We start from the raw sequence: 25,687 nt of genomic DNA, 5'->3' as shown, positions 1-25,687 counted from the left end.
GCGTCATGATCAAGTTGAAGAATGACTTTTTATCCGTGGAGATCGCGGCAAAGGGTGCGGAGCTGAAATCTGTGATGGATATCAACAAACCGCATGAATACATGTGGCAGACGGCCCCTGGGCATTGGGGAAGAACCGCTCCTGTACTTTTTCCTATCGTAGGCTCGCTTAAGGAGAAAACCATGTATGTGGACGATGTCGCGTACAATATCGGCCAGCACGGTTTTGCCAGGGACATGGTCTTTCATATTGTCGAGCAAGAAGACGAAAGGGTCCTGTTCGAAGTGACTTCGGATGAGGAGACACTCAGGATGTATCCTTATGCCTTTAAACTTCAGATCGAGTACGTCCTAAAAGACCGGGTTGTCGCTGTGAGCTACCGTGTCTTCAACATGGGCGATGCTAAGCTGTACTTCTCGATAGGGGGGCATCCCGGTTTTAACATGAACCTTCAGTCTGGACAGTGCGAGCTCTGTTTTGAAGAAGAGGAAGTCCTCAACTCAGAACTGATCGACATGCAGGTTGGACTTATCAAGAGAGAGTTCAAGCCTCTTGCAAGCGGTGTCGATTCGATCCGTATCTCGCCATCCACCTTTGATGAGGACGCGCTGATTTTCAGCCACTTGAAATCAAGCTATGTCACGCTTGTCGACCATAAGGCCGACAGACAGGTGTCGATGTCGCTTGTAGGCGTTCCAAAGCTTGGAGTATGGTCGGACAAGGGTGACTTTGTCTGCATCGAACCATGGTGGGGAATCGCCGATTATGTTGATAGCAATCAGCAATTTGTGGATAAGGACATGAACAACAGGCTTAATCCACAGGAAGTGTTTGTTTGTGGGTATGATGTGAAGTTTCATTGATGGTTGATGATTAGTGATTAGTGATTGAAGATTGAGATAAGAAAATAATGAGTGGTATGAAAAAGAAGAAGCCTGGGTTTGGCTTCTTTTTTTGTGGGGTTATTTGATTTTTTGGTTGTCGCGGTGGATGACGACGGCTCCTTTTTTTCCTTTGCTTAGTTTCTTTTCGGTTTTTCTTTCTTCCCACGATTTTGTCACGATGTCGAGGTCGTAGTCTTCTGGGTATAAATCCTTCTGCTCGATAAAGGGAGTCAGGCGCTTGTGGGATAGGCTGAAGCGCTTGCCCTTGATCTCTACGGGGTATTCCCCTTTTTTGTTGGGATCGCCAAGAACGATGCCGCTGGTTTTCATAAATGGAATGTAAACGGAATCACCTGCTGAAAACAAAAGGGTTCTCGCCGCCTTTTTCCTTACTTTATCTGCGGGTTTGTCGGGCTTTGCTTGTTTTGCCTGACTTTGTGGGGTCTCCTTCGTGTCCTTCAAATGCGCCATGTCGCTGTAGGCCTTTTGATCGAAAGGCTGGTCGTAGGTGATCCTGTGCGCCCTGTCTAGTAGTAGGGGGTTCATACCCAGCTTTAGAGCGATTAAGAGCGCGTGGCTCTTGCCCGCTTCTCCGAGCTGTATCTGATAAAGCGGATTGAGACTCTGAGAATCAAAGAGCATGGATCCGTTGATGAAGCCGGATGTATCCTTTGCAAAGGCTTTGAGCTGGCTATAGTGGGTGGTCGCCATGATGGTCGAGCGTTTTTCGAACAGGAGCTCGAGTATGGCCACGGCGATTCCCGCTCCTTCATTGGGTTCGGTGCCCGAACCCACCTCGTCTAGCAGCACCAGGGACCCGCTGTTTGCCACCTCGATGATGGTGTTGATGTTTTTGATGTGCGAGGAAAAGGTCGACAGGTTCTGTGTGATGCTCTGACCATCCCCGATGTCTGCAAGGATATGGTCGAACACAGAGAGTCGCGTGTTTTTGTCTGCTGGAATGAGCAGACCGCACATGGCCATCAGCGACAGCAGACCCACCGTCTTTAGCACGACGGTTTTCCCTCCTGTGTTAGGACCGGTGATGACGATGCCCTTGTGGTCTTTTCCAAGTGAAAGGTTCAGAGGTACCGCGTCTTTGCCCAGTTGGGGATGTCTTGCGTCAATAAGGTCGATGCACAAGTCATCGGTTACCTTGACAAAGGATGCGTTTATGCGGATCGCATATTTTGCTTTCGCCGATAGGCCGTCGTAATGGATGATGCCTTCACGATTGACTGAAAGCGTGCGTTCGGACCCTGCGATCTCTTCGGATAAGGCGCTAAGAATCTTATAAATCTCATTTTCTTCTTCTATCTTGTATTCGTTAAGCTTGTCGCTTAGCTGCTTGACGGCTTCGGGTTCGATGAAGGTTGTGGACCCGCTTTTAGAAAAATCGAGCGGGCGGCCGGAAACCTTAGACTTATGCTGGGACTTTACAGGGATCACATATCTTCCATCCCTCATGGCGATCAGGCTGTCCATAAGGAGCGATTGACTATCCGCCTGGCTGATGATCTGGTTCAGCTTAGTCTTGATCTTATCTTCTGTCGCCCGCATCTGCTTGCGTATTTTAGCCAGCTTTCCACTTGCGCTGTCGAGGACAAGCTCCTTGTAGACCGTTTCCCTAATTTTGCCCCTTAGCTCGGGCAGGTTGTTCAGCGACGAGGCGTACTCGGAAATCGTAGGTGCGACATCCGCTTTTGTCGACATAAAGACAGATAGGCGGTGGACATCTTCCAAGAAGTCTCCGATCGCATCAATCTGAGGGGCGCTCAGCACCGCCTGTTTCACCAGGTCGTCGTAAGCCCGATTGAATGAGCTTAGTGAGTTAAGCGGTATGGAACCCGTCTGATGCAGGATGGCCTTCATTTCGAGGGTTTGCCTCATATGGTCGTCTATCCAGTGCAGGTCCTGTTTGGGTGTAAGGTTTCTGATAGCCGATTGCGCCTGGGGCGTAAGAGCCAGTTCAGAAATTTCGTTTAGTATTTCGTTTAATGACAGTTTATCGGTATGGTACATGGTAATCCTCCATTCAAAAAATAAAAGAGTAGACCGATCACGATCTACTCTAAAGTAACATATGCCAAAAAAAGGTATAAAAATACCGCGGACGCACCCACGGCTACATTATCTTAGCAAGCGATTGTGTTCTAAACAGGAATTTTACGTACAACAAAAAAAGACTACATGCACGTAAAACGATATGAAGTTCCTAGTTTAAAATCACTACACTCACAAAAATACCTCTCGATTTCTTTTTCATTTGATAATTTAGTGTATCACGCTGTAAAAAAAATTGCAAGAATTAGAATACCGGATCGATTGTCCTGTGCACCAGATAAATGACAACGTTGTCACCGGTTAAATTGTTAACAAATTTTTAGCACGCGAAATAGTTCTGATAATTCAGGTATATTTCATAAACTCGCATAATTGGCGACTCGAGCGTATTTTACAAAGTCTTCTCTTTTGCATTTGTTACAAGGGAATATGCTTGACAGGGGTAAATTAATGCTTTTATGTAATTCGTATTGCTTTATGTTAACAACAATTATCTGAAGAATCCGTATAATCAATCTTGTGGTGTGATGGCCACAGACAATTAATCTAGGAGGATTTTATTGATGAAAAAATTAATGGCACTTTTATTAGTTTTTGTCATGGTATTCGCTATGACTGCATGTGGCGCTAAAGAAGAAGCAGCTACAGGCACTGAAGGCGAAACTACAACAGAAGCTACTACACCAGCTGAAAAAGTTGAAATCTCAGCTAAAGAACTTATGAAAAACGTTAACGCACGTAAAGCGATCGCTATGGCGTTCGACAAAACGTATGTTACAGATGTTATCCTTGGTAACGGTTCAGTTGCTGCGGATTACTTCGTACCAGTCGGTTTAGCTACTAATGAAGCTGGCGACGACTTTAGAGCTGCATATCCAGAAGGCTTTAACAAAATGGATATCGAAAAAGCGAAAGAACACTGGGCTCTTGCTAAAGAAGAACTTGGTTTCACTGACGCTTCAATCGAGTTCCTTACATTCGATTCTGAGAGTTCAAAAAAGATCTCTGAATTCGTACAAGGTCAATTACAAACAAACCTTGAAGGTTTGACAGTTGTACTTAACCAACAACCATTCAAAAACAAACTTGTTCTAGCTGACGAAGGTAAATTCGAACTTGAATTCGCTGGCTGGGGTCCTGACTATCCAGATGCAATGACTTTCCTTGACATGTGGGTTACAGGTGGTGGCCACAACTCTGCTGGTTACTCAAGCGCTGCATACGATGAAATCATTTCAAGAACAAAAACTGGCGATTTGACTTCTGACTTAGCTGCTCGTTGGGAAGCTCTACAAGAAGCTGAAAGAATTCTTTTAGAAGAAGATACAGTTCTTGTTCCTCTTTACCAAAAAGGTGGCGCTGCACTTCGTCAACCATATGTAACTGGAATCGTACCACACGCATTCGGTGGAGATTACACTTACAAAACTGCTGAAACTACACTTGAGACAGACGGTAAAAAAGTAATCAGATTACTTTCAAGCTCTGATATCCCAACAATGGATACAAACAAAGCTACTAACTCGGTTTCATTTGAAGTAATGGGCAACGTGCTTGAAGGTCTTGTAATGCTTGGCGAAAACGATACTGTTGAAGCTGGTGTTGCTAAAGACTGGACTGTTTCTGAAGATGGTCTTGTTTACACGTTCAACTTAAGAGAAGGCGCGGTTTGGTCTAACGGTCAACCTGTAACTGCTGAAGACTTCGTGTACTCATGGAGAAGACTTGCAGATCCTGCAACTGCTTCACAATACAACTTCATGATCGAAACTGCACAAATCAAAAACTACAAAGCTGTAATTGCTGGAGAACTTCCAACAACTGAGCTTGGTGTTGTAGCTTTAGATGCCAACACATTAGAAGTACAACTTGAGCTTCCGGTTCCGTTCTTCTTAAAACTAGTTACATTCCCTAACTTCTACCCAGTAAACGAAGCATTTGCTACAGAGCAAGGTGAGGCATTCGGTACTTCTATCGAGTCAACACTTTACAATGGCGCATTTGTACTTGAGTCATGGGAACTAGGTTACGGTTACTCATTTGCTAAAAACCCAACTTACTGGAATGCAGATGCTGTAAAAGTTGATGGCGTTACTTTCCGTCAAATCAAAGATGCCGCTGCTGGCGTAAACCTATTTGAAACAGGCGAAGTGGACCGTTGCGGTCTTTCTGGAGAGTTCGTTGAACAGTTCATCGATCACCCACACTTTGTGAACACTAGCGATACAACTATGTTCTACCTGATTTTCAACATCGGTAACGAAGGTAAAGCTGAATAAGCAATAAACCAAGCCATTCGCATATGCGAATGGCTTTTTTTTATTTTTGAGTGACAGCCCTGTAACTTTTATAAATATTACAATTTGTCAAAAACAGTTACAAGACTTGTAAACTTTTGTAAAAAGCCATTTACATAAGGTTGAGCCTTTAAAATAATTTTGACGTTGTTCTCTCAAAGACACTCTTAAAGCTGATAGGAGCCTAATTGTTACAATTATTCAATAAGGGTGACAAAGCTGAAACTGTATTTTCAGAAAATTCTGATAGTATGTAGTTACATTGAAGGAGGGCATACCAAAGCCTTTCTTCAATAGGCACAAACGATGCGTGATGGCGTCGTAGTGCCTCCCTATTGTTGCTACATAAGAGGATTTTAAGGAGGATGCGAAATGAAAAAATTGACGGCGGTTTTTCTAGCGGTAGTCATGCTGATGGCACTCACGCTGACGGCATGCCAAAACCCAAGTTCAGATGCAGGGAATGAAACACCTGTAGTGATCGGCGATGACGGTAAGGATGCCGGTGACGAGGATGATGTAAAACAGGTCAAAACGATCACAGCGAAGGAACTGATGAAAAACGTGAACGCGCGAAAAGCGATCGCCCTTGCTTTTGACAAGACCTATATCGCTGATGTGATTCTTAACAACGGTTCAACTGCGGCCGATTATTTTGTACCGAAAAGCCTAGCCACAGATGAGGACGGGGTCGATTTTAGGGCGAAGTATCCCGATGGGTTCCTAAAGCATGATCCGGATCTGGCGGCGGCTTATTGGCAGACCGCAAAAGACGAGCTTGGATTCGATCAGGTCGAAATTGAATTCCTCACCTATGATACCGAAATGTCAAAAAAAATATCTGAATTCATACAAGGACAACTCAATGAAAACCTTGAAGGTCTGTCTGTAGTTCTTAACCAGCAACCTTTTAAGAACAAGCTGGAGCTGTCCGATGCCGGTGAGTTTGAGTTCGAATACGCGGGTTGGGGACCCGACTATCCAGATCCCATGACATTTTTGGATCTTTTCCTGACAGGATCAGGCCACAATACAGCGGGCTATAGCAGTCAAGTATTTGACGACTACGTCCTCAGTAGCAAGGTCGGCGATCTTGCGGGCAAGCCTGCTGAACGTTGGGAAACGCTTCAAGAGGCCGAACGGATTTTAGTGGAAGAGGATGCGGTCGTCGTACCTATCTTCCAAAGAGGGACTTCAAGTCTTCAGGCTCCTCATGTGACTGGTGTGATCAGCCATGCCTTTGGTGGCGACTTCAGCTACAAATACGCCCAAACCACACTTGAGTCGGACGGTAAGAAGATTATCAGACTACTGGATACTTCGGACATACCAACGATGGATACGAACAAAGCGACGGATGCCGTGTCGTTTGAAGTCATGGCCAACGTACTTGAAGGCCTAGTGATGCTCGGTGAAAACGACGTTCCAGAGCTCGGTGTCGCTACAAGTTATGAAATATCGGAAGACGGACTGGTATACACCTTCAAGCTGCGCGAAGATTCACTATGGTCGAATGGCGATAAAGTCACTGCAAACGATTTTGTCTACTCGTGGAGAAGACTTGCAGATCCGGCTACCGCATCACAATACCAGTCGATGATAGAAACCGCTCAACTTAAGAACTACGCGGCTGTGATGAAGGGTGAGCTTCCTGTAACAGAGCTTGGCGTAGTCGCGCTTGATGACTATACGCTCCAGGCCACGCTTGAAATTCCAGTACCTTTCTTTATCAAGCTGATGACTTTCCCTAACTTTTACCCTGTCAGCGAAGCATTTGTGACAGAAGTGGGAGACGCTTTTGGAACATCGGTGGAAACCACCTTATACAACGGTCCCTTCCAATTGAACGATTGGGAAATCGGATACGGTTACGGATTTGTGAAGAATGACAGCTACCACAGCGCGCAAGATGTAAATATCGATGGTGTGACTTACAGAATCATCAAGGATACCGCGGCCGGAGTCAATCTTTATGATACCGGCGAAGTCGATAGGGCCGGGCTCTCGGGAGAGTTTGTCGAGCAGTATATCGACCATCCCCACTTTGTTGTCGACAGCGATGTAAGCCTGTTTTACCTGATTTTCAACATCAACAATGATGGAATGGATGAGGAATAGGCAAAAGAAGAGGATGCACTCAGTGCATCCTTTTATAAAACAAATGTTTACAATTTTGTAAGGTAACATAAGAATAAACCGTTATTTATGCTGGACGAGCTGTTCCAGTGCCTAGCTAAGTCAAATGCAGATAATCGCTTTTGAAAACCAGAGTGCTGGCGGTAGTGATCATGCGGTGTTTTTTACAAAAAGTAACAATAATGATACTAAATCCTAAAAAGCTTTCGCTATAATACGAGAGTGGTCAAGAGGTCCACAAGAAAATTTAGGGAGGATTTTAACAATGAAAAAACTAATGGCACTACTGTTAGTATTTGTGATGGTGTTCGCGTTAGCGGCATGTGGTAAAACTACCACAGAAGAAAACACGGATGTCGCAGGTACAGACGATCAAGAGCAAGTAGCTACTGACGATCAGAAGAAGGCAGATCCTGTAGAGATTACTGCAAAAGAGCTTATGAAAAACGTAAATGCTCGTAAAGCACTTGCTACTTCATTCGACAAAACGTATATCACAGAAAGTATCCTAGGTAACGGTTCGCAACCAGTTAACTTCTTCGTACCAAAAGGTCTTGCTACAGATGAGAACGGTGAAGACTTTAGAGAAGTATATCCAGATGGATGGTTGGCTTTTGATAAGGAAGCTTCTAAGGCATACTGGGCAGCGGCTAAAGAAGAACTTGGATTTGACAAAGTTACAATCGAGTTCTTGACTTATGACGGAGACAGCTCTAAAAAGATCTCTGAATTCATTCAAGGTCAAATGCAAGAAACACTTGAAGGCTTGACAGTTACTCTTAACCAACAGCCTTTCAAAAATAAGCTGGAACTTGCCGACCAAGGTCAATTCGAATTTGAATATGCCGGTTGGGGTCCTGACTATCCAGACCCGATGACTTTCCTTGACATGTTTGTTTCAGGTGGCGGTCATAACACAGCAGGTTACACAAGCGAGACTTACGACGACAATATCGCTAGAACAAAAACTGGCGACTTGACTTCTGATCTTGCAGCTCGCTGGACTCTACTACAAGAAACAGAAAGAATTCTTGTTGAAGAAGATGCTGTTGTAGTACCTTTATTCCAACGTGGCGGTTCTGGACTTAGAGCTCCACACGTGACAGGTATCGTTAGACACGCATTCGGTGGCGACTTCACTTACAAATATGCAGAAACTACGCTTGATACAGACGGCAAAAAAGTCATCAGACTGCTTGCTTCTTCTGATATCCCATCAATGGACACAAACAAAGCGACTAACTCTGTATCATTCGAAATGATGGCAAACGTACTTGAAGGTCTTGTGATGCTTGGTGAAAACGACGTAGTTGAACCAGGTGTGGCTTCTGACTGGACAATGTCTGACGACGGTCTTGTCTACACATTCAACTTAAGAGACGATTCAGTTTGGTCAAACGGCGAAAAAGTTACAGCTGACGATTTCGTTTACTCATGGAGAAGACTTGCAGACCCAGCAACTGGTTCTCAATACCAATTCATGGTGGAAACCGCTCAACTTAAAAACTATGCTGCGGTAATGGCTGGCGAAATGCCGACATCTGAGCTTGGTGTTGTGGCACTTGACGACAGAACGTTACAAGTAACACTTGAACTACCTGTACCATTCTTCTTAAAACTTATGACATTCTGTAACTTCTACCCTGTAAACGAAGCATTTGTCACTGAACAAGGCGATGCATTCGGTACTTCTATCGAAACTACGCTTTACAACGGCGCTTTCGTTCTATCTCAATGGGATCTGGGTTACGGCTATGCGATGTCTAAAAACCCGGCATATTACGGTGCTGCTGATGTTAAAGTCGACGATATCACTTTCAGAATCATCAAGGACGTTGCAGCTGGCGTAAACCTTTATGAAACCGGCGAAGTTGACCGTTGCGGTCTTTCGGGTGAGTTCGTTGAGCAATACATCGATCACCCACACTTCGTAGTGACAAACGGTACTTCACTTTACTACCTGATCTTCAACATCAACAACGAAGGTATGGCAGAATAACAATCAATCAAGCTAGTCAAAACCACTCGTGTAAACGGGTGGTTTTTTTTGATTCATCACTCAGGCAAAAAGTAAAGGTTATGGTAACAATATAAAAGTAACGACTCTGTAACTTTTGCAAGCGAGGTGTGATTATGTAACCGGTAATTGGATGGATGACGATTTTGAAATCCCCGACAATCGATATATTTCAGGAGCTACAGAACAATGTTTCAGAAATCGAAATATTTCTTTTATGTAACATCAATCGTCATATATTACGATTTGGCGTCATTCGCATTAACATTTCGTAAAGATTACCCTTACATTTTACAAAAACGACATGTATAATCGTAATTGTACTTCGGTAAGGTACAAAAAAAATAATAGGGAGGAATTACCACATGAAAAAGCTTTTAGCTTTACTACTCGTATTCGTAATGGTCTTTGGTATGACTGCTTGCGGCGCGAAAGAAGAACCAGCTCCTGCAGCTTCAGAAACAGAAAATGAAGCTCCAGTAGTAGAAGAAGATGCAAACAAAGAGCCTGTAGAAATTACAGCAAAAGAACTTATGAAATCCGTGAATGCCCGTAAAGCGTTCGCAACTGGTTTTGACAAAGAGTACGTTACAGACGTGATCCTAGGTAACGGTTCACTACCTGTAAACTTCTTCGTACCAGAAGGTCTTGCTACTGACGAAGACGGTAATGACTTTAGAGCGGCTCATCCAGACGGATGGTTGGGATTCAATCCTGAAGCTTCTAAAGAATACTGGGCGGCAGCTAAAGAAGAACTTGGATTCGACACGGTAACAGTAGAATTCTTAACTTATGACTCTGAAGGTTCTAAGAAGATTTCTGAATTTATCCAAGGTCAATTACAAGATAACCTTGAAGGTTTGACAGTAGTACTTAACCAACAACCATTCAAAAACAAATTAGAGCTTTCTGACCAAGGTAAATTCGAATTTGAATTCGCCGGTTGGGGCCCTGACTATCCAGACCCGATGACTTTCCTTGACATGTTCGTCACAGGTGGCGGTCATAACTCTGCTGGATACTCAAGCGCAACTTACGACGAGAACATCGCTAGAACAAAAACTGGCGACTTGACTACAGATCTTGCAGCTCGTTGGACTTTGTTACAAGAAACAGAAAGAATCTTAGTGGAAGAAGACGCGGTTGTCGTTCCTTTATACCAACGTGGCGGTTCTGGACTTAGAGCTCCACACGTAACTGGTATCATCAAACACGCATTTGGTGGCGACTACACTTACAAATATGCTACAACTACACTTGAAACTGATGGCAAGAAAATCATCAGACTTCTTGGTGGATCTGATATTCCTTCAATGGACACTAACAAAGCTACAAATGCCGTATCATTCGAAATGATGGCAAACGTACTTGAAGGTCTTGTAATGCTAGGCGACGGCGATGTAGCTGAGCCAGGCGTTGCTTCTGACTGGACAATGAACGCAGACGGTACAGAGTACATCTTCAACTTAAGAGATGATTCAGTATGGTCAAACGGAACTCCTGTTACAGCTAAAGACTTCGTTTACTCATGGAGAAGACTTGCAGATCCAGCAACTGGTTCTCAATACCAATTCATGGTGGAAACTGCTCAACTTAAAAACTACGCTGCAGTAATGGCTGGCGAAATGCCAACAACTGAGCTTGGTGTTGAAGCACTTGACGATTACACTTTAAAAGTAACTCTTGAACTTCCAGTACCTTACTTTGTAAAACTTATGACTTTCCCTAACTTCTACCCAGTTAACCAAGCATTCGTAGAAGGCTTAGGCGAAGCATTCGGTACTTCAATCGAAACTACTCTTTACAATGGTGCTTTCGTTCTTTCTCAATGGGATATCGGTTATGGCTATGCTATGGCTAAAAACCCAGCTTACTACGGCGCTGACGACGTTCAAATCGACGGCGTTACATTCAGAATCATCAAAGATACTGCAGCTGGCGTAAACCTTTATGAAACTGGCGAAGTTGACCGTTGTGGTCTTTCAGGTGAGTTCGTTGAGCAATACATCGACCACCCACACTTCGTAGTAACAAAAGGAACTGCACTATTCTACCTAATCTTCAACATCAACAACGAAGGTCTGGGAGAGCACTAATAACAACCGGGCCACTCGTGAAAACGAGTGGCTTTTTTATTTTTGTCGTTTTCAGGATCAATGTATTTTTTGACACTATATAATGAAGCGTATATTTTAAGGTGCGAAAACAGTTGATTTGTCCTGATCGGTTTGAAAAGTCAAATTGAAAAAACAGGTTACACTCTTGTCACCAATGACAGAGTTGCTTAAAAAGAAAGACGATTGTCCCAACGCCTTTGAAAACACTGACAAGTTACATAATTCAATATAGTCGGACAATTCAAATAACCACCTATATTTTGCCATATTATGTAAAGTATTTACATAGTTTAAGGTCTTGAGAGAAAAAAAGTTACAAACGTGACACACATTAAATAACAAATCGTTATATAATCAGATTGTGCTCAAGGCACAGTGAAAAAAGGGAGGATTTAAAAATGAAAAAGATTTTAGCTCTTCTCCTAGTGTTCGTTATGGTATTCGCCATGACGGCATGTGGAGCAAAAGAAGACACAACACCTGTAACTGATGAACCAGCTACAGAAGCACCAGCTGATGACACAAAAGATGCAAACGCAAATCCAGTAGATATTTCTGCTAAGGATCTTATGAAAAACGTCAACGCCCGTAAAGCATTCGCAACTGGTTTTGACAAAGAGTACATCACAGATGTTATTCTTGGCAACGGTTCTCAAGCAGTAAACTTCTTCGTTCCAGTAGGTCTTGCTACTGATGAAGAAGGTGTTGACTTCCGTAACGCATACCCAGAAGGCTGGTTGGCTTTCGATGTTGAAGCATCACAAGCATACTGGGCAGCAGCTAAAGAAGAACTTGGTTTTGACACGGTAACAGTAGAATTCTTAACTTACGACTCTGAGAGTTCAAAGAAGATTTCTGAGTTTATCCAAGGTCAATTGCAAGCTAACCTTGAAGGTCTTACACTTACACTTAACCAACAACCATTCAAAAACAAATTGGAACTTGCTGACGAAGGTAAATTCGAGTTTGAATTCGCTGGTTGGGGCCCTGACTATCCAGACCCAATGACTTTCCTTGACATGTTTGTCACAGGTGGCGGTCATAACTCTGCTGGTTACTCAAGCGCTACTTTCGACGAGAACATCGCTAGAACAAAAACTGGCGACTTGACTACAGATCTTGCTGCTCGTTGGACTTTATTACAAGAAACAGAAAGACTTTTAGTTGAAGAAGACGCTGTTGTAGTTCCTTTATACCAACGTGGTGGTTCAAGCCTAGTGGCTCCACACGTATCTGGCGTAATCGATCACGCATTCGGTGGCGACTACACTTACAAATATGCAGAAACTACTCTTGAAACTGACGGTAAGAAAATCATCAGACTTCTTGACACTTCTGATATTCCATCAATGGATACAAACAAAGCGACTAACTCTGTATCATTCGAAGTTATGGCTAACGTACTTGAAGGTCTTGTAATGTTAGGCGAAGACGACGTAGTTGAAATGGGTGTTGCTAAAGACTTTACAGTTAACGCTGAAGGTACAGAATACATCTTCAACTTAAGAGATGATTCAGTATGGTCAAACGGTACTCCTGTTACAGCTGCTGATTTCGTTTACTCATGGAGAAGACTTGCAGACCCAGCAACTGGTTCTCAATACCAATTCATGGTAGAAACTGCTCAACTTAAAAACTACGCTGCAGTAATGGCTGGCGAAATGCCAACAACTGAGCTTGGTGTTGAAGCACTTGACGATTACACTTTAAAAGTAACTCTTGAAATTCCAGTACCTTACTTTGTAAAACTTATGACATTCCCTAACTTCTACCCAGTAAACGAAGCGTTCGTTACAGCTAATGCTGATTCTTTCGGTACTTCTATCGAAACGACACTTTACAACGGCGCGTTCATGCTTACTCAATGGGATATCGGTTACGGTTATGCGTTCATGAAAAACCCTAGCTACCATTCAGCTGACATGGTTAAGATCGACGGCGTTACTTTCCGTCAAATCAAAGACGTTGCAGCTGGCGTAAACCTTTATGAAACTGGCGAAGTTGACCGTTGTGGTCTTTCAGGTGAGTTCGTTGAGCAATACATCGACCACCCACACTTCCAAGTTACACAACAAACTACACTATTCTACCTAATCTTCAACATCAACAACACAGGTATGAGTGCAGAATAATCAATAAATCAAGCCATCCGCTAGCGGATGGCTTTTTTTTATTGATTAGCTGTTTCTAAGCGAGGTATAAACAAGTGTATAGGAGGGCGGCTTATGGACTTGTTATCACTCAAAGATGAACTTAGACCCATCACGTCGATCGCATACGAAAACCCAGAAGAGGCGCTAAGGCAAATCCATGCCATCCAGTCCAAGGTGAAGGAATATGGCGAGCCTACGCTTGACTACGAGGTAAGGATTTCGATAGGTGTCGTCTATACGATATGCAACCGCTATGAAGAAGCTGTGATCCTGCAGCTTGAGAACTACGGCTTATGCAAGGAAATCGGTTACGTGTCAGGTATGAACCGGGCACTCAACCAGCTTGGATATGTCTATTACCGGATGGGGCAGATGGACCGGGCTAAACGCGTGCTGCTTCATTTTGAAAAGAACATGACCCAGGATGCGAGCCTTATTCAAAAGGTCGCACTTTACAACAACCTAGGCGAAGTTTTTCTAAACGATCAGGACTACGGCGCGGCCATGGCCCACTACAATAGGGCTCTTGCGCTTTGCGACCAGCTTGATGTAAAGGATATCAAATCGACGATTCTACTTAATCTGGGCCAGCTCTATTACGAACTGGGCCTTGTAGATGAAGCTGTCGAATACTATTTAAAATCGCTTGAACAGGCAAAAATCATGAATCAGAACTACGTGCTCCTAGACATTTACGGAGCGTTAGGGCAGTGCTACTTCAAGCTTGGAAACCTTGACCAGCTTAAGTCGGTATTCGACAAGGGCAATCTCGTTTCTGAAAAGCTGAGTGACAGCTTCTATTTAAAAAGATACAAGCTGAACCGTGTCATGTACGATCTGATACTAGACGACGTCGACAGGCTGGAGCTCTTTTACAAGCTTGAGGAAGAATCGCTCAAGGACAGGGACATCGAATACCTGAAGATGCTCTATGAATATTGGTCGATACATTATGAAAACAAGGGTGAGTTCCGTGAAGCGCTGAGCTATTTTAAAAAGCATCATATGATCGAAAAGCAGATCGAATCGCAGCTGATGGTCGACAAGCTGAATATCATCCGTCACGAAGTGAAGTACAATCTGAACTTTGACAAGACCGATATCTACGAAGAGGCCACCTTGCAGCAGATCGAAAGCGAAAGAAGACGCAATAAGCAGTTGAAGCTTGAAAACGAGAAACTCTTAAGCAAGGTGAACTATGATGAACTGACCGGTCAGCTGAACAGAAGAGCGCTCAACAAGTACCTGGCCGACTATGGGCAGCAGGATTCAAGTATCAGCCTGTTCTTAATCGATATCGACAAGTTCAAGCTCTTCAACGATACACTGGGACACCTTGCGGGTGATGACTGCCTAGTGCAGATCAGTCACTGCATCAATAAGATCGCCAAGCAGAAGCACGATATTTTTGTGCGCTACGGCGGCGAGGAGTTCATCTACATCAGCAGGGGAAAAACACCCCAGCAGGCCCAGCAGCTAGCGGACGAAATCAGGATCGCAGTCCAGGACATGGACATCCAGTACGACGCACAAGACAAAAGACGCTATGTCACTGTGAGTATCGGCGGAGTATGGGCCATGCCCGGCACCGTAAAAGACGAAAAACAGCTGATCCATCTAGCCGACGTCGAAATGTACAGAGCCAAACAAAGCGGCAGAAACTACAGTTTTGTAAGAATACAGCAATAACAAACGCCACCCAACCTCGCGTAGTAGCTACCCTCGTGGTAGCCCTATCGAACTATAAATCACGGGTAGACATAAAGCCTACCCCTACAACTGCATTGCATTCTACGCCTTTGTACGGGTAGGCTTCATGTCTACCCTCCCTAAAACCCCGCCTCATGCATTCATTCAAATCGTGTCTCAGCGCCCTCAGAAAGCGTAGCGTCTCACAATAGTGGTCATTTAAAATAATGACAAAAGTAAGATGCAATATTAGATATGTGTTTAAAGCCTTGCAATAAAAAATCTCCGTGTGGTTTTATAGAGAAAAATCTCTAAAATCCACACGGAGAACTCAATTATTAATAACGATTCACCTATTGCTGCTTTTCCAGGTACTTTCTTTCCGAGCGCTCCCTCAGGTAAAACGCGAGGCCGCCGATGAATCTGAATCCAGCGGTGATGAAGAGGGCGCCTACGATGCCGAAGCGGTTTAAGAAGAACAGGCCGACAAAGGGCGAGATGGCTAGTGTGATGTTGGTGGCGGTGTTGTAGTAACCCACATAGACGATTCGGTTTTCTGTGGGAGTCACCTCGAGCATGTCGCTAAAGAGCACGGTGATCGTGCCTGCTGTGAAGAATCCTGTAACGGTAGAAACGACAGTCAGTACCAGTAGGTTTGGCGACAGGGCGTATAGGATCGGCGTCAGTGCCATGCCTAAGGTACAAATAGTCGCGATCTTCTCGTTTCCGTAGGTGTCGATCATCTTTGGCCAGATCTTATGGCCCAAGAACATGACAGAGGCGGAACCGATATTGATGATGGCAAGCCAAAGTTCGTCGGCCCCAAGGGTCTTGATCATGTAGATGCTAAAGAGCGGCCATCCCATCTGCCATCCGAAGTGGAAGATCGTAGAAGACAGCACGAATTTTTTAAACCGCTTGTTGCTGAAGACTCGTGTGAAGCTGCCCTTGAATTCATATCGCTTATGGGTTGGCGCCGGGCTGTAGTCGAATTTGTTGAACACATAGACAGCTACAAGACCAAGCACGAAAGCTAGAACGAAGAATATCTGATAGATAATCAGCCGCTGGTCGTCGGTCTTTGGTACGTATTTGAAAATCAAGCCGGAGATCAACGTGAAAACGGTGGTGAAGACGATGGTGTACATGCTCCTTTTCGCAATCACTTGAGCCCTTCTTACAGGGAACAGGTCGCCGGTGAAGTTTTGATAGCTGGCGTTATAGATCGAAGTAGGTATGGTCATCAGCGTCATGATCAAAATGAAAGAAAACGGCCGGATGGCGCCCGGTAAAAAAGGTATGACTACTAGCGACAAGACAAGTATGGTGACGATCAGCACAAAATTTGAAGTGACTTTTTTCTTGTCGTCGTGGCGGTTGATGTAAAAGACGCCCGGAAGCACTGCGAAGATCATAATCAGACCCTTCATGGAATTGAAGAGTGAAATGTCGAACTCGGTGCCTCCGACCCGTTCTAAGAACTTGATCGCAAACGGCATATAAAAGGAATTCATCAGCTCGAAAAGAATTCCGAATGTGATGAAAATCTTGAAGTTGTGCTTAAATCTTGTCTCGTTACTCTTATTAACAGTCATTTCAGTCCCCCTACCTTCAGTGCTATTGTAACGTTTTAAAAAGAAGAGGTCAATCTTTTTCGAGAGTCGAAATAAAATTGACTAAGATCGATTTTCTTGAACTTATTTCATAGAATATCACTCTTTAACCCCTATCCAGGCAGTTTTTGATATAATAGAAAAAAGTCAACTTACTGGAGGATGTATGAATTCGAGAGCGGGAACTGTAAAACAATTGAAAACGGCAGTTTGGATGTACCTAATACTTGGTTTTCTAATCGCTGGACTGAACGTGGGGCTAAAGCCTATGCTCGGTATCCTGCAGGGCGAGAGGATCACCCTGATCTATGAACTGTTCGAAACCATAGGGCGTACAGCCTTTGTACTCTACGGCGGCATCCTCATGTTTAAGCTATATAGCAAAAGACATATCTACAGGCGAAAATCCATTGCTGGCTTTATGGTCATGATGAGTCTTCTTTTCGTGCTTTTACCTGTAATGACAGGCTATTATGAATTTGTGTACGCCTTCATGCCATTCCCGTGGTCGACCTACCCGCTTCAACTTCTTTATGACGGACATTTTTTACATAGCAACGTCGGAGCCGCATTTGGCGGGCGGGGCGCTGAAGTGATGCTTACCGTGTATGTGGCGTTTCAGGTGCTCGTTTACGGTGCTGTCGCAATAAAAGGCAGACGCATCTTTTGCAGCATGATCTGCCCGTATGGCGGATGCCACGCCGAGACTTTTTCTGAAGCCCTGCCTCTCGTTTTGCATTTTGACAAGGGCAGAGACAAGGTCAATCAAACACTAAAGCTATTTCTTTTGACCCTAAAGATGTTTCTGATCACAGCGAACATGCTTTTGATCCTTTTGTGGATCATCGCACTTGCAGGTGCTAGCTTTATCAATGTGGATATACTAAGGACCTTTGAGCTTGTCAAATACCTGAGCCTCGAGCTGATGCTATTTTTGGCGCTTTATCTTTTCTTAAACGGTCGCGGCTACTGCTACTACTGTCCTGCCGGAACCATGCTGTCCTTCTGGGGCCTGCTGTTTGGACACGGCATCGAGACAAACCACTCAGAATGTGTGTCCTGCGCAAGTTGCAACAAGCAGTGTGAGATGAACATCAACATCATGAAGTCCGCCCAAAAAGGGCGTAAGATACAATCAAGCCTTTGTGTGGAGTGCGGTCACTGCATCGACGCTTGTCCTACAAAGACGCTTCAGTTGAAGGGGTATCGCAAAGAGCATGATCAAGTGAAGAATGAGGATTAAAAGATAAATTAGAAGAATTGACAACAAGGCTGGCTAGGGCTGGCTTTTTTGTTGCAATTATGGGGTGTAGCGTATATAATCAAACTCGATAAAATTACTAGGTACAGTCGGGATAGATCGTATTTCTATTCGGGCTTGGTCAGAAAGGCGATAAAATGAACAAACTTCAAGGTAGCGGCTGCGAGCTGCTTATTCCTGAACACGAACTCAGACCCAACGCAGAAATTGAAAGATCCATCATTAAAAAGTTTAGAAAAGACATCTGGCGTAAGTTCATCCTCGCGCTGCAGGATTTCGAACTGATCAAAGAAGGAGACCACGTGGCTGTGGGGGTTTCGGGCGGCAAGGATTCATTGCTGCTTTCAAAACTCTTACAAGAGGTTCAAAAGCACGGTTCAGTCGGCTTTAAGCTTTCCTTTATCGCCATGGACCCTGGTTTTCATGAGATCAATAGGGAGCTGCTGCTAAACAACTGTAAACACATGGAAATTCCCGTTGATATGTACGAGTCACATATCTTCGACGTGGTCGATGACGTTGCATCCGAGTATCCTTGTTATTTGTGCGCAAGGATGCGCCGTGGTTCGCTATACGAGAAGGCCAAATCGCTTGGAGCGAACAAGCTGGCCCTTGGCCATCACTTTGACGATGTGATAGAAACAGTACTGATGAACGTGCTGTACGCAGGTACATACATGACCATGATGCCAAGGCTCAACAGCCAGAACTTTGAAGGCATGGAACTGATCCGTCCCATGTACTATGTCGAAGAAGACAACATCAAACACTGGGCTTCTTATAACGGCATCAACGCGATGAACTGCGGATGCGTGGTTGCTGCTGAGAAAACATCGAGCAAACGCCGAGAAATGAAAGAACTGATCAAAACCTTAAAGGTCGTGCATCCCGATGTGGGCAAGTCGATCCTAAAATCGACACAGAACGTGCATCTTGACGCCATACTGGGCTTTAAAAGAAGAGGACGCGACGTAGCCTTTTCGGAGTACTTCGACAAGGAACATTTTGAGTTATAGTTCAACTGGAAAATATTGCTCGAAACCTTAAATCTATCTTAAATATGACCTTAAACGCTTTGAAAAATGAAGTGGAGAATCTATAATAGAAGCATGATAGACATCAAGTTGATTTCACTTATGTCTACTCTCCTCGACAATTTGCTTTATTTCTCAACCAAGAAAAAAATCCCGCAAGGGCTTTTTTTCGTTTTTGCCACACATGCCCCACCCCGCGTAGTAGCCTTTAGAAGAAACTACGTTCTTTGACCTTGTGGTAGCCCTCTTAAACCGCAAAACACGGGTAGACATAAAGCCTACCCCTACAACTGCACAGCTTTTTACGTCCTTGTACGGGTAGGCTTCATGTCTACCCTCCCTTTATTCCAATCGCAGCAATGGTCCAATTTCATCTGAACATGTACCTTAAGGCGCTTCGCTTTAAATGCAAGTAATGCAGTTTAGGTGAGTTATGTTTGCCTTGCATTTGAAGCGAAGCGCCTTAAAAGAAGGTATGGCTAGTGAGAGAGTAGGCATACTGGGGTGTCGATTTGGTGAATGAAGCCTTGCAATTACATACTCCTTAGTGTGGTTTTACAATAGAACACCCTTTACCATCTCTTAACATCTTTCTTTCCATCCATCTATTGACGTATCAGGCTAATAGGACTACCATATAGGTAACTAATAATGATTATCAATTACACGATTGATAATCTGATGCATAACAATTGAAAAACGAGGTGAATGAAGTGAAAAAGACGGTTATACTGTCGGGGGCAGCGGGGTTAGGCCTTAATACGCTGGCTTACTTTTTTGAAACGACACTCAAGCAAAAAGGCTACCACCTGCTGTCCTATAAGAACTACATGTCACGGATAAGAGGCGGATTCAACTTTACAACAGTGACCTTTTCGGATGAGCCGGTGAACATGATAGAAGAAAAAGCCGATGTGCTTATCGCGCTCGATCAAAACGCATATGGCATTTTAGATCACTTAAAGCCGGACGCTACGATTTTGACGTACGAACGCTTTAAACAAGGACATTCAAACGAAATGGTCATAGATTCTGTATTGCCCCAAGGTGCTGCAATCGACAAAAAATCATTCCCGATGATGGCCTTGGGGGCGCTTTTCAAGATTTTTGGCATCGACGAGTCTTCCATCGACCGGGTCGAAATGAAAAAGTGGGGAGAATCCACAAACCAAAACAATAAAAACGCGGTAAGGATAGGATACACAAACACGACAAACAAATACACACTAGAAAGCTATAAAGACGAACGCACCATGCGCCTTAACGGCAACCAGGCAGTGGCGCTTGGCGCCATGAGCGCCGGGCTTCGGTTCTTTTCGGCATACCCCATGGCGCCTTCCACAGGCATCATGATGACTTTGTCAAAATTCGAAGAAAAGAACAAGATGATCGTCGAGCAGGTGGAGGATGAGATCGCAGGAATCATCGCCGCCCTAGGAGCATCGTCAAACGGCGTAAGGTCCATGACAGCCACAAGCGGCGGCGGATTCTCGCTCATGGTCGAGGGCTTAGGATTCGCGGGTGTCGCAGAGCTTCCTATCGTTATTGCGAATGTTCAAAGACCGGGTCCTGCGACAGGGCTTCCTACTAGAACCGAGCAAGGCGACCTTGAATTTATCAGCAGGGCTTCGCAGGGCGAGTTTCCTAGAATCATACTGGCACCCACGACCATAGAAGCTTGCTTCTACGAATCGCAGCGCGCCTTTAACCTGGCAGACAAGTACCAGTTGCCTGTCGTCATCCTTACAGACCAGTTCCTCGCCGACTCCAACGCGACAATCCCTAAAGTCAACCCCTTTAAAGTCGGGGTTCAAAGGCACATCAACACAGATATTGAGGGTTATAAAAGGTACGACTTCGACAAGGTGCTCAATGGACGCAAATTCCCAGGACTCGACGACACGCTTATCATGAATGATTCGCACGTGCACGACGAGCACGGCCATATGACAGAAGACATCGAAGCGACCATCAAACTCAAACACAGGCTCATGAGCAAACTCGACCTCATGGTCGATGATCTGCACGAACCGACCTACATCGGCGACACAGACGCCAAAGAGGTCTTCATCGGCTGGGGTTCGACAGTACCTGCGCTCATCGATACGGTAAAGAGCCTAAACGATCAAGGTAAAAAGGTCGGGGCGCTGCTGTTCACAGATGTGTTCCCCGTGCCGCAGAAAACGCTTATTAAGATGAAGGCCGAAGAAAAGACCCTGATCAACGTCGAGCAGAACTACAACAACCAGTTCGGAAAGCTGATTTTGGCGGAAACCGGAGTGAAATTCGACAAGTCGATCAACAAATACGACGGAAGACCGCTGACTGCAGAATATATCATCAGAGAATACGAGGTGATCCATCATGACAAATGAATTCAACATAAAGACAGAAGACAATTCCTGGTGCCCGGGTTGCGGCAACTTCATGATACTTAAGGGAATGGAAGAAGTGCTATCAGAAAACGGCTATCAGCCAAAGGACGTGCTCTTTGTCAGCGGAATAGGCCAGGCTGCCAAAATGCCCCACTATATCAACGGCAACGGCTACAACACCCTGCACGGAAGGGCGCTACCGTCAGCCATGGGCGCGCACCTGGCGAACAGCGACCTTTTGACGATCGTGAACACCGGTGACGGCGACAACTACTCAGAAGGCGGCAACCACTTCCTGCACGCCATCAGAAGAAACATGAACATCGTGCACCTCATACACGACAATCAGGTCTACGGCCTGACAAAAGGACAAGGTTCGCCCACAACCCCGAAAGGTCGTGCCACATCAGTCTATGCTGGTGGTGTCAGGATAGACGAGATCAACCCCATAGAATCGGCTATAGCCATCGGCGCGACCTTTGTCGCAAGAACCTTCAGCAACGACCTCGAGCATTTCAAGCAAACCATGAAGGCTGCAATAGAGCACGACGGCTACGCCATCGTCGACATCCTGCAACCCTGCCCTAGCTTTAATAAGGTGAACACCTTCAGCTGGTACAAGGAAAGGGTCTATAAGATAGAAGAAACACACAATCCTTACGACAAAATGGCGGCCTATAAGCTTGCCCAGCAGTTCGGGGACGAAGGCGTACCTATTGGAATCATCTACAAAGACGACAGCAAAGAAAGCTACCTAAAGCGGCTACCACATATAAAAAAGCCCCTGATCCGGTACGAAACCGATTATTCGGTGCTTGATGAAGTCTTCGAAAGCTTCATTTAAGTCATAGGGACGGAGTCAAAAGTATAAAAATAATGCATATTTTCCTTTATAATACGAAGCGAAAGTTACGAAACAAACACTAATTCGCCTAAAACTGGAGAATTTACGCATTTATTTCACAAAATTAACATGCTTGCTTGCCAATAGCGATATTCCGTACTATAATAAAGTAGCTCTAATACGTTGGAAATACAAGTTATACACAATTCCGCTAAGTCGTCTGTGGATAGTATGTTGATTACTCTCATACAGTGTTACACTTGTATTACAACTGGTTATACCCTATTGTTCTGGGTATTGAATGAGTGGTATACTTTCATTAGCATATGAGTGTAGGCTGTCTTGCCACCTCTGCTAGTGCACCTATCTCCTGAAATGGGGGGGAGAGTGGTGGGAAAAACCTACACCCCAAAAACAATCTTATTTTTCAAAGGGAGGAAGTACATACTATGAGAAAGATTCTTTCTTTAGTTCTCGTTTTGGCGATGGTTCTTTCTTCATTCGCGTTCGCAGCTGTTGATGTCAACACTGTTGGACAAGAATTGAAGGACCTAGGCGTTCTCAAAGGAGACAACGCTGGTAACCTAAACCCGGACCAAAACTTAACAAGAGAACAAGCACTTGTTGTTCTAGCTAGACTAATGGGCAAAGAAGATGAAGCTGCTGCTACAACAGTTAAATCTTCATTTGCTGACGTTCCAACTGATTCTTACTATGCACCATATGTTGCATACGCAGAACTTAACGGTTGGACAAACGGTAAAGCTGTAGGCGTATTCGGTTACATGGAAGACGCTACAATGGCTATGATGGCTACTTACCACGTAAGAGCTCTTGGCTACACAGTAACAACTCTTGAAGAGGGTGTTGCTAAAGCTACTGAACTTAAAATCCTTACTGACGTAACTGCTGCTGCTGGTGCTACAATCACTAGAGGCGAAGTTTTCGTAATGATGAACAACACGCTTAACACTCCTAAAATGGGTGAAACACAAGCGCTTGTTTACGCTCTTGGTTTAAAAACAGTTCCAGCTCCAACAGTTGTTGAAGTTAAATCTGTAACTGCTACAAACCTTAAGCAATTAGTTGTTAACTTCACTGGCGTTGTTGAATCTGCTGGCGACGAAGATAACTACACACTAACTACAGACGGTACAGCTGTACTTGACGCTGATTCAGATTTCGCTCTTGCTGAAGATGGTATGTCTGTAACTATCACACTTACAACTGCTGCTGAGCAACAAGATCTTGTTGATCTTGAAATCGAAGGCGTTGTTGAAGATGATACTACAATCGAAGACATCGAGTTCCTTGATATGACAATTCCTACTGCTACTTCTGCTGAAGTTGTTGGTATTGACACAATCAAAGTATTCTTCTCTGAGCCAATGAACGCTGGTATCGAGACTGCTGCTAACTACGTAGTTAAAGATGCTGATGGCGACAAACTTTATGTTAAATCAGTAGTTGCTGGTACTAACAACATGTCTGCAAACGTAGAAATCTTTGCTGATCTTTCTGGCGACGTTACTGTTGAAGTAAGCGGCGTTAAAGATTACCAAGGTTATACTGCTCCAAAAGCTACACTTGCTGTAACAGTTGTTGTTGATGAAACTGCTCCAACAGTAGTTGGATTCAAAGATGCAGAGCCAAACAACGTAACACTTATCTTCGATAACGAAATCGAAGTTGCTGGTTACGATGCTGACGCTGCAGACCCAGATGCAAATGTAGATTTAGAAAACTTCTACCACACTAACACAAGCAACATCGCTTCTGCTGTTGAGTTAGACGGTAACGAGTTAACACTTACATTCTCTGATGATAACAAAATGCCAGTAGGAACTGTATACACTTACGTTGCTGCTGATTCTGTAAACGACCTTTGGGACAATGATAACGACAAAATCGCTACAACTATCACAGTTGTTGTTGATGAAATCGCTCCAGTAGTTGTTGGTGACGTTGACGTTACTGGCCAATCTACTGCAGAAGTCACTTACTCAGAAGATATCGTTAAAGGTGATGACTTTGAACTTACAGTTCTTGAGAACGGTAAAGAGTCAGACGTTACTGCAACTGCTACAATCGATGATGAAGTATTAGAAATCACTTTCTCTGAAGATATCTACGGCGATTTCCAAATCGTAATCGAAGATGTTGAAGACGTTCAAGGTAATGAAGCTGCTAAAGCTACACTTGACTTCACAGTAGAAGATGAAACAGCTCCAGACGAAGAGGACTTCACAGCAACTATCTACGACGCTGATGAGGCTGACCAATTAGTAGTTGTTGACTTCGGCGAAGAAATGAACGCTGATGACATCGCTAACAAAGCACTTTACTTCTTCGGCGATACTACTCTTGATGATGACGATGTAACAATCACAATCATTAACGATGGTGAAGCTGTAGAAATCGAAATCCCTGCATCAGTTGCTGATGTTGACGCTTTAGATATATTAACAATCGGTAGAGTTAGAGATGCTGCTGGCAACAAACTTGAAACATTAACTGCTACTGTAGAGCTTATTGATGGTGATGAGCCAACACTTGACGCAACTGTTGAACAAACTGCGGTTGATACAATCACAGTAACTGTTGATGGCGAAGAATTAGTTGATATCGATGTAAATGCTATCACATTCCAAGCTGCTGGTTCTGATCTTGGTATCGCTAAAGTTAAAACTGGTCTTAACAGCGACGGCGAAACTGTAATCACTTACACACTTTCAGAAGACTTAACTACTGATGTTAAAACAACTTCTGGCGCTGCTGTAGTAACTTACTCTATCGATGTTGACGCTGGTTCAAACAAATACGGTCAAGATTTAGCTACTACTGCTGGTGCTGTTGTTGCTGATGCTTGTGCTCCAGAAGTGGACACAATTCTTTACGATACTGATAGCGAAGGTACTACAATCGTGATCACATTCACTGAAGATTTAGACGCTGCTTACTTTGCAGATGCAGGTAAAAACGGCTTCTCAGTTTCAGGTGGAACTTTAACTTCAGCTCTTCGTACAGGTACTAACGAAGTTACATTAACTGGTGAAGACTTCACAGTTAACACTAACGTATCATACAATGGTACAAGTGGTCTTGTAGACTCAGCTGATAACGATTTAGAAGCTTTCACAATCACGGATGCTTTAGACTAATTATTAGTTTAACTAATCAAATAAAAGAAGAGAGATCTTAGG

General features: G+C 44.2%; 14 protein-coding genes. 12 read left to right on the top strand and 2 right to left on the bottom strand.

From position 1 onward, the window contains the following. Positions 1–5 precede the first annotated feature (5 nt). Positions 6–863: an aldose 1-epimerase family protein gene (locus DWB64_RS16425; protein WP_129489331.1), complete on the top strand. Its 858-nt coding sequence runs from the start codon at positions 6–8 to the stop codon at positions 861–863. 99 nt (positions 864–962) lie between these two features. On the opposite strand, the gene DWB64_RS16420 is transcribed toward DWB64_RS16425, so the two are convergent. After that, entirely contained in the window at positions 963–2,906 is a 1,944-nt protein-coding gene (locus DWB64_RS16420) for an endonuclease MutS2 (RefSeq protein ID WP_129489330.1), read from the bottom strand. Positions 2,907–3,511: 605 nt separating this feature from the next. Between DWB64_RS16420 and DWB64_RS16415 the strand changes: the two genes are divergently transcribed. From DWB64_RS16415 to DWB64_RS16390, 6 genes are all read left to right on the top strand, one after another. Continuing rightward, the gene (locus DWB64_RS16415; protein ID WP_129489329.1) at positions 3,512–5,227 is read left to right on the top strand and encodes an ABC transporter substrate-binding protein; all 1,716 of its coding nucleotides are present in this window, start codon (positions 3,512–3,514) and stop codon (positions 5,225–5,227) included. A 390-nt stretch (positions 5,228–5,617) separates the two neighbouring features. Continuing rightward, complete coding sequence (locus DWB64_RS16410; protein ID WP_129489328.1) at positions 5,618–7,363, top strand: ABC transporter substrate-binding protein; 1,746 nt, start codon at positions 5,618–5,620, stop codon at positions 7,361–7,363. Between the two features lie 283 nt (positions 7,364–7,646). Continuing rightward, on the top strand, positions 7,647–9,380 hold the full coding sequence (locus DWB64_RS16405) for an ABC transporter substrate-binding protein (RefSeq protein WP_129489327.1): 1,734 nt from the start codon (positions 7,647–7,649) through the stop codon (positions 9,378–9,380). Between the two features lie 383 nt (positions 9,381–9,763). Next, positions 9,764–11,494: an ABC transporter substrate-binding protein gene (locus DWB64_RS16400; RefSeq protein ID WP_129489326.1), complete on the top strand. Its 1,731-nt coding sequence runs from the start codon at positions 9,764–9,766 to the stop codon at positions 11,492–11,494. 419 nt (positions 11,495–11,913) lie between these two features. Then, positions 11,914–13,647, top strand: a complete 1,734-nt coding sequence (locus DWB64_RS16395; protein WP_129489325.1) for an ABC transporter substrate-binding protein — start codon at positions 11,914–11,916, stop codon at positions 13,645–13,647. Positions 13,648–13,740: 93 nt separating this feature from the next. Continuing rightward, positions 13,741–15,357 carry a tetratricopeptide repeat-containing diguanylate cyclase gene (locus tag DWB64_RS16390; protein ID WP_129489324.1) on the top strand — a complete coding sequence of 539 codons (1,617 nt, stop codon included), beginning with the start codon at positions 13,741–13,743 and terminating at the stop codon, positions 15,355–15,357. A 353-nt stretch (positions 15,358–15,710) separates the two neighbouring features. Here the strand turns inward: DWB64_RS16390 and DWB64_RS16385 are convergent, their stop codons facing one another. Beyond that, the gene (locus DWB64_RS16385) at positions 15,711–16,952 is read right to left on the bottom strand and encodes an MFS transporter (RefSeq protein ID WP_129489323.1); all 1,242 of its coding nucleotides are present in this window, start codon (positions 16,950–16,952) and stop codon (positions 15,711–15,713) included. Positions 16,953–17,136: 184 nt separating this feature from the next. On the opposite strand from DWB64_RS16385, the gene DWB64_RS16380 reads away from it, so the two are divergent. From DWB64_RS16380 to DWB64_RS16360, 5 genes are all read left to right on the top strand, one after another. Continuing rightward, positions 17,137–18,213 (top strand): 4Fe-4S binding protein, encoded by a 1,077-nt coding sequence (locus DWB64_RS16380; RefSeq protein ID WP_129489322.1) that lies wholly within the window; start codon positions 17,137–17,139, stop codon positions 18,211–18,213. A 155-nt stretch (positions 18,214–18,368) separates the two neighbouring features. After that, positions 18,369–19,247: an ATP-binding protein gene (locus DWB64_RS16375; protein ID WP_129489321.1), complete on the top strand. Its 879-nt coding sequence runs from the start codon at positions 18,369–18,371 to the stop codon at positions 19,245–19,247. Between the two features lie 731 nt (positions 19,248–19,978). Beyond that, complete coding sequence (locus DWB64_RS16370; protein ID WP_164980461.1) at positions 19,979–21,640, top strand: 2-oxoacid:acceptor oxidoreductase subunit alpha; 1,662 nt, start codon at positions 19,979–19,981, stop codon at positions 21,638–21,640. Continuing rightward, entirely contained in the window at positions 21,630–22,484 is an 855-nt protein-coding gene (locus DWB64_RS16365; protein ID WP_129489319.1) for a thiamine pyrophosphate-dependent enzyme, read from the top strand. Before DWB64_RS16370 ends, DWB64_RS16365 begins: the two co-directional genes overlap by 11 nt. Positions 22,485–22,933: 449 nt before the next feature. After that, the gene (locus DWB64_RS16360; protein ID WP_129489318.1) at positions 22,934–25,645 is read left to right on the top strand and encodes an S-layer homology domain-containing protein; all 2,712 of its coding nucleotides are present in this window, start codon (positions 22,934–22,936) and stop codon (positions 25,643–25,645) included. Positions 25,646–25,687: the final 42 nt, after the last annotated feature.

The sequence above is a fragment of the Fusibacter sp. A1 genome, assembly GCF_004125825.1.
In the GTDB taxonomy this organism is placed as follows: Bacteria; Bacillota; Clostridia; order Peptostreptococcales; family Acidaminobacteraceae; genus QQWI01.
The sequence above is the reverse complement of the archived record's forward strand: the minus strand, read 5'-3'. Positions and strand labels throughout refer to the sequence as shown.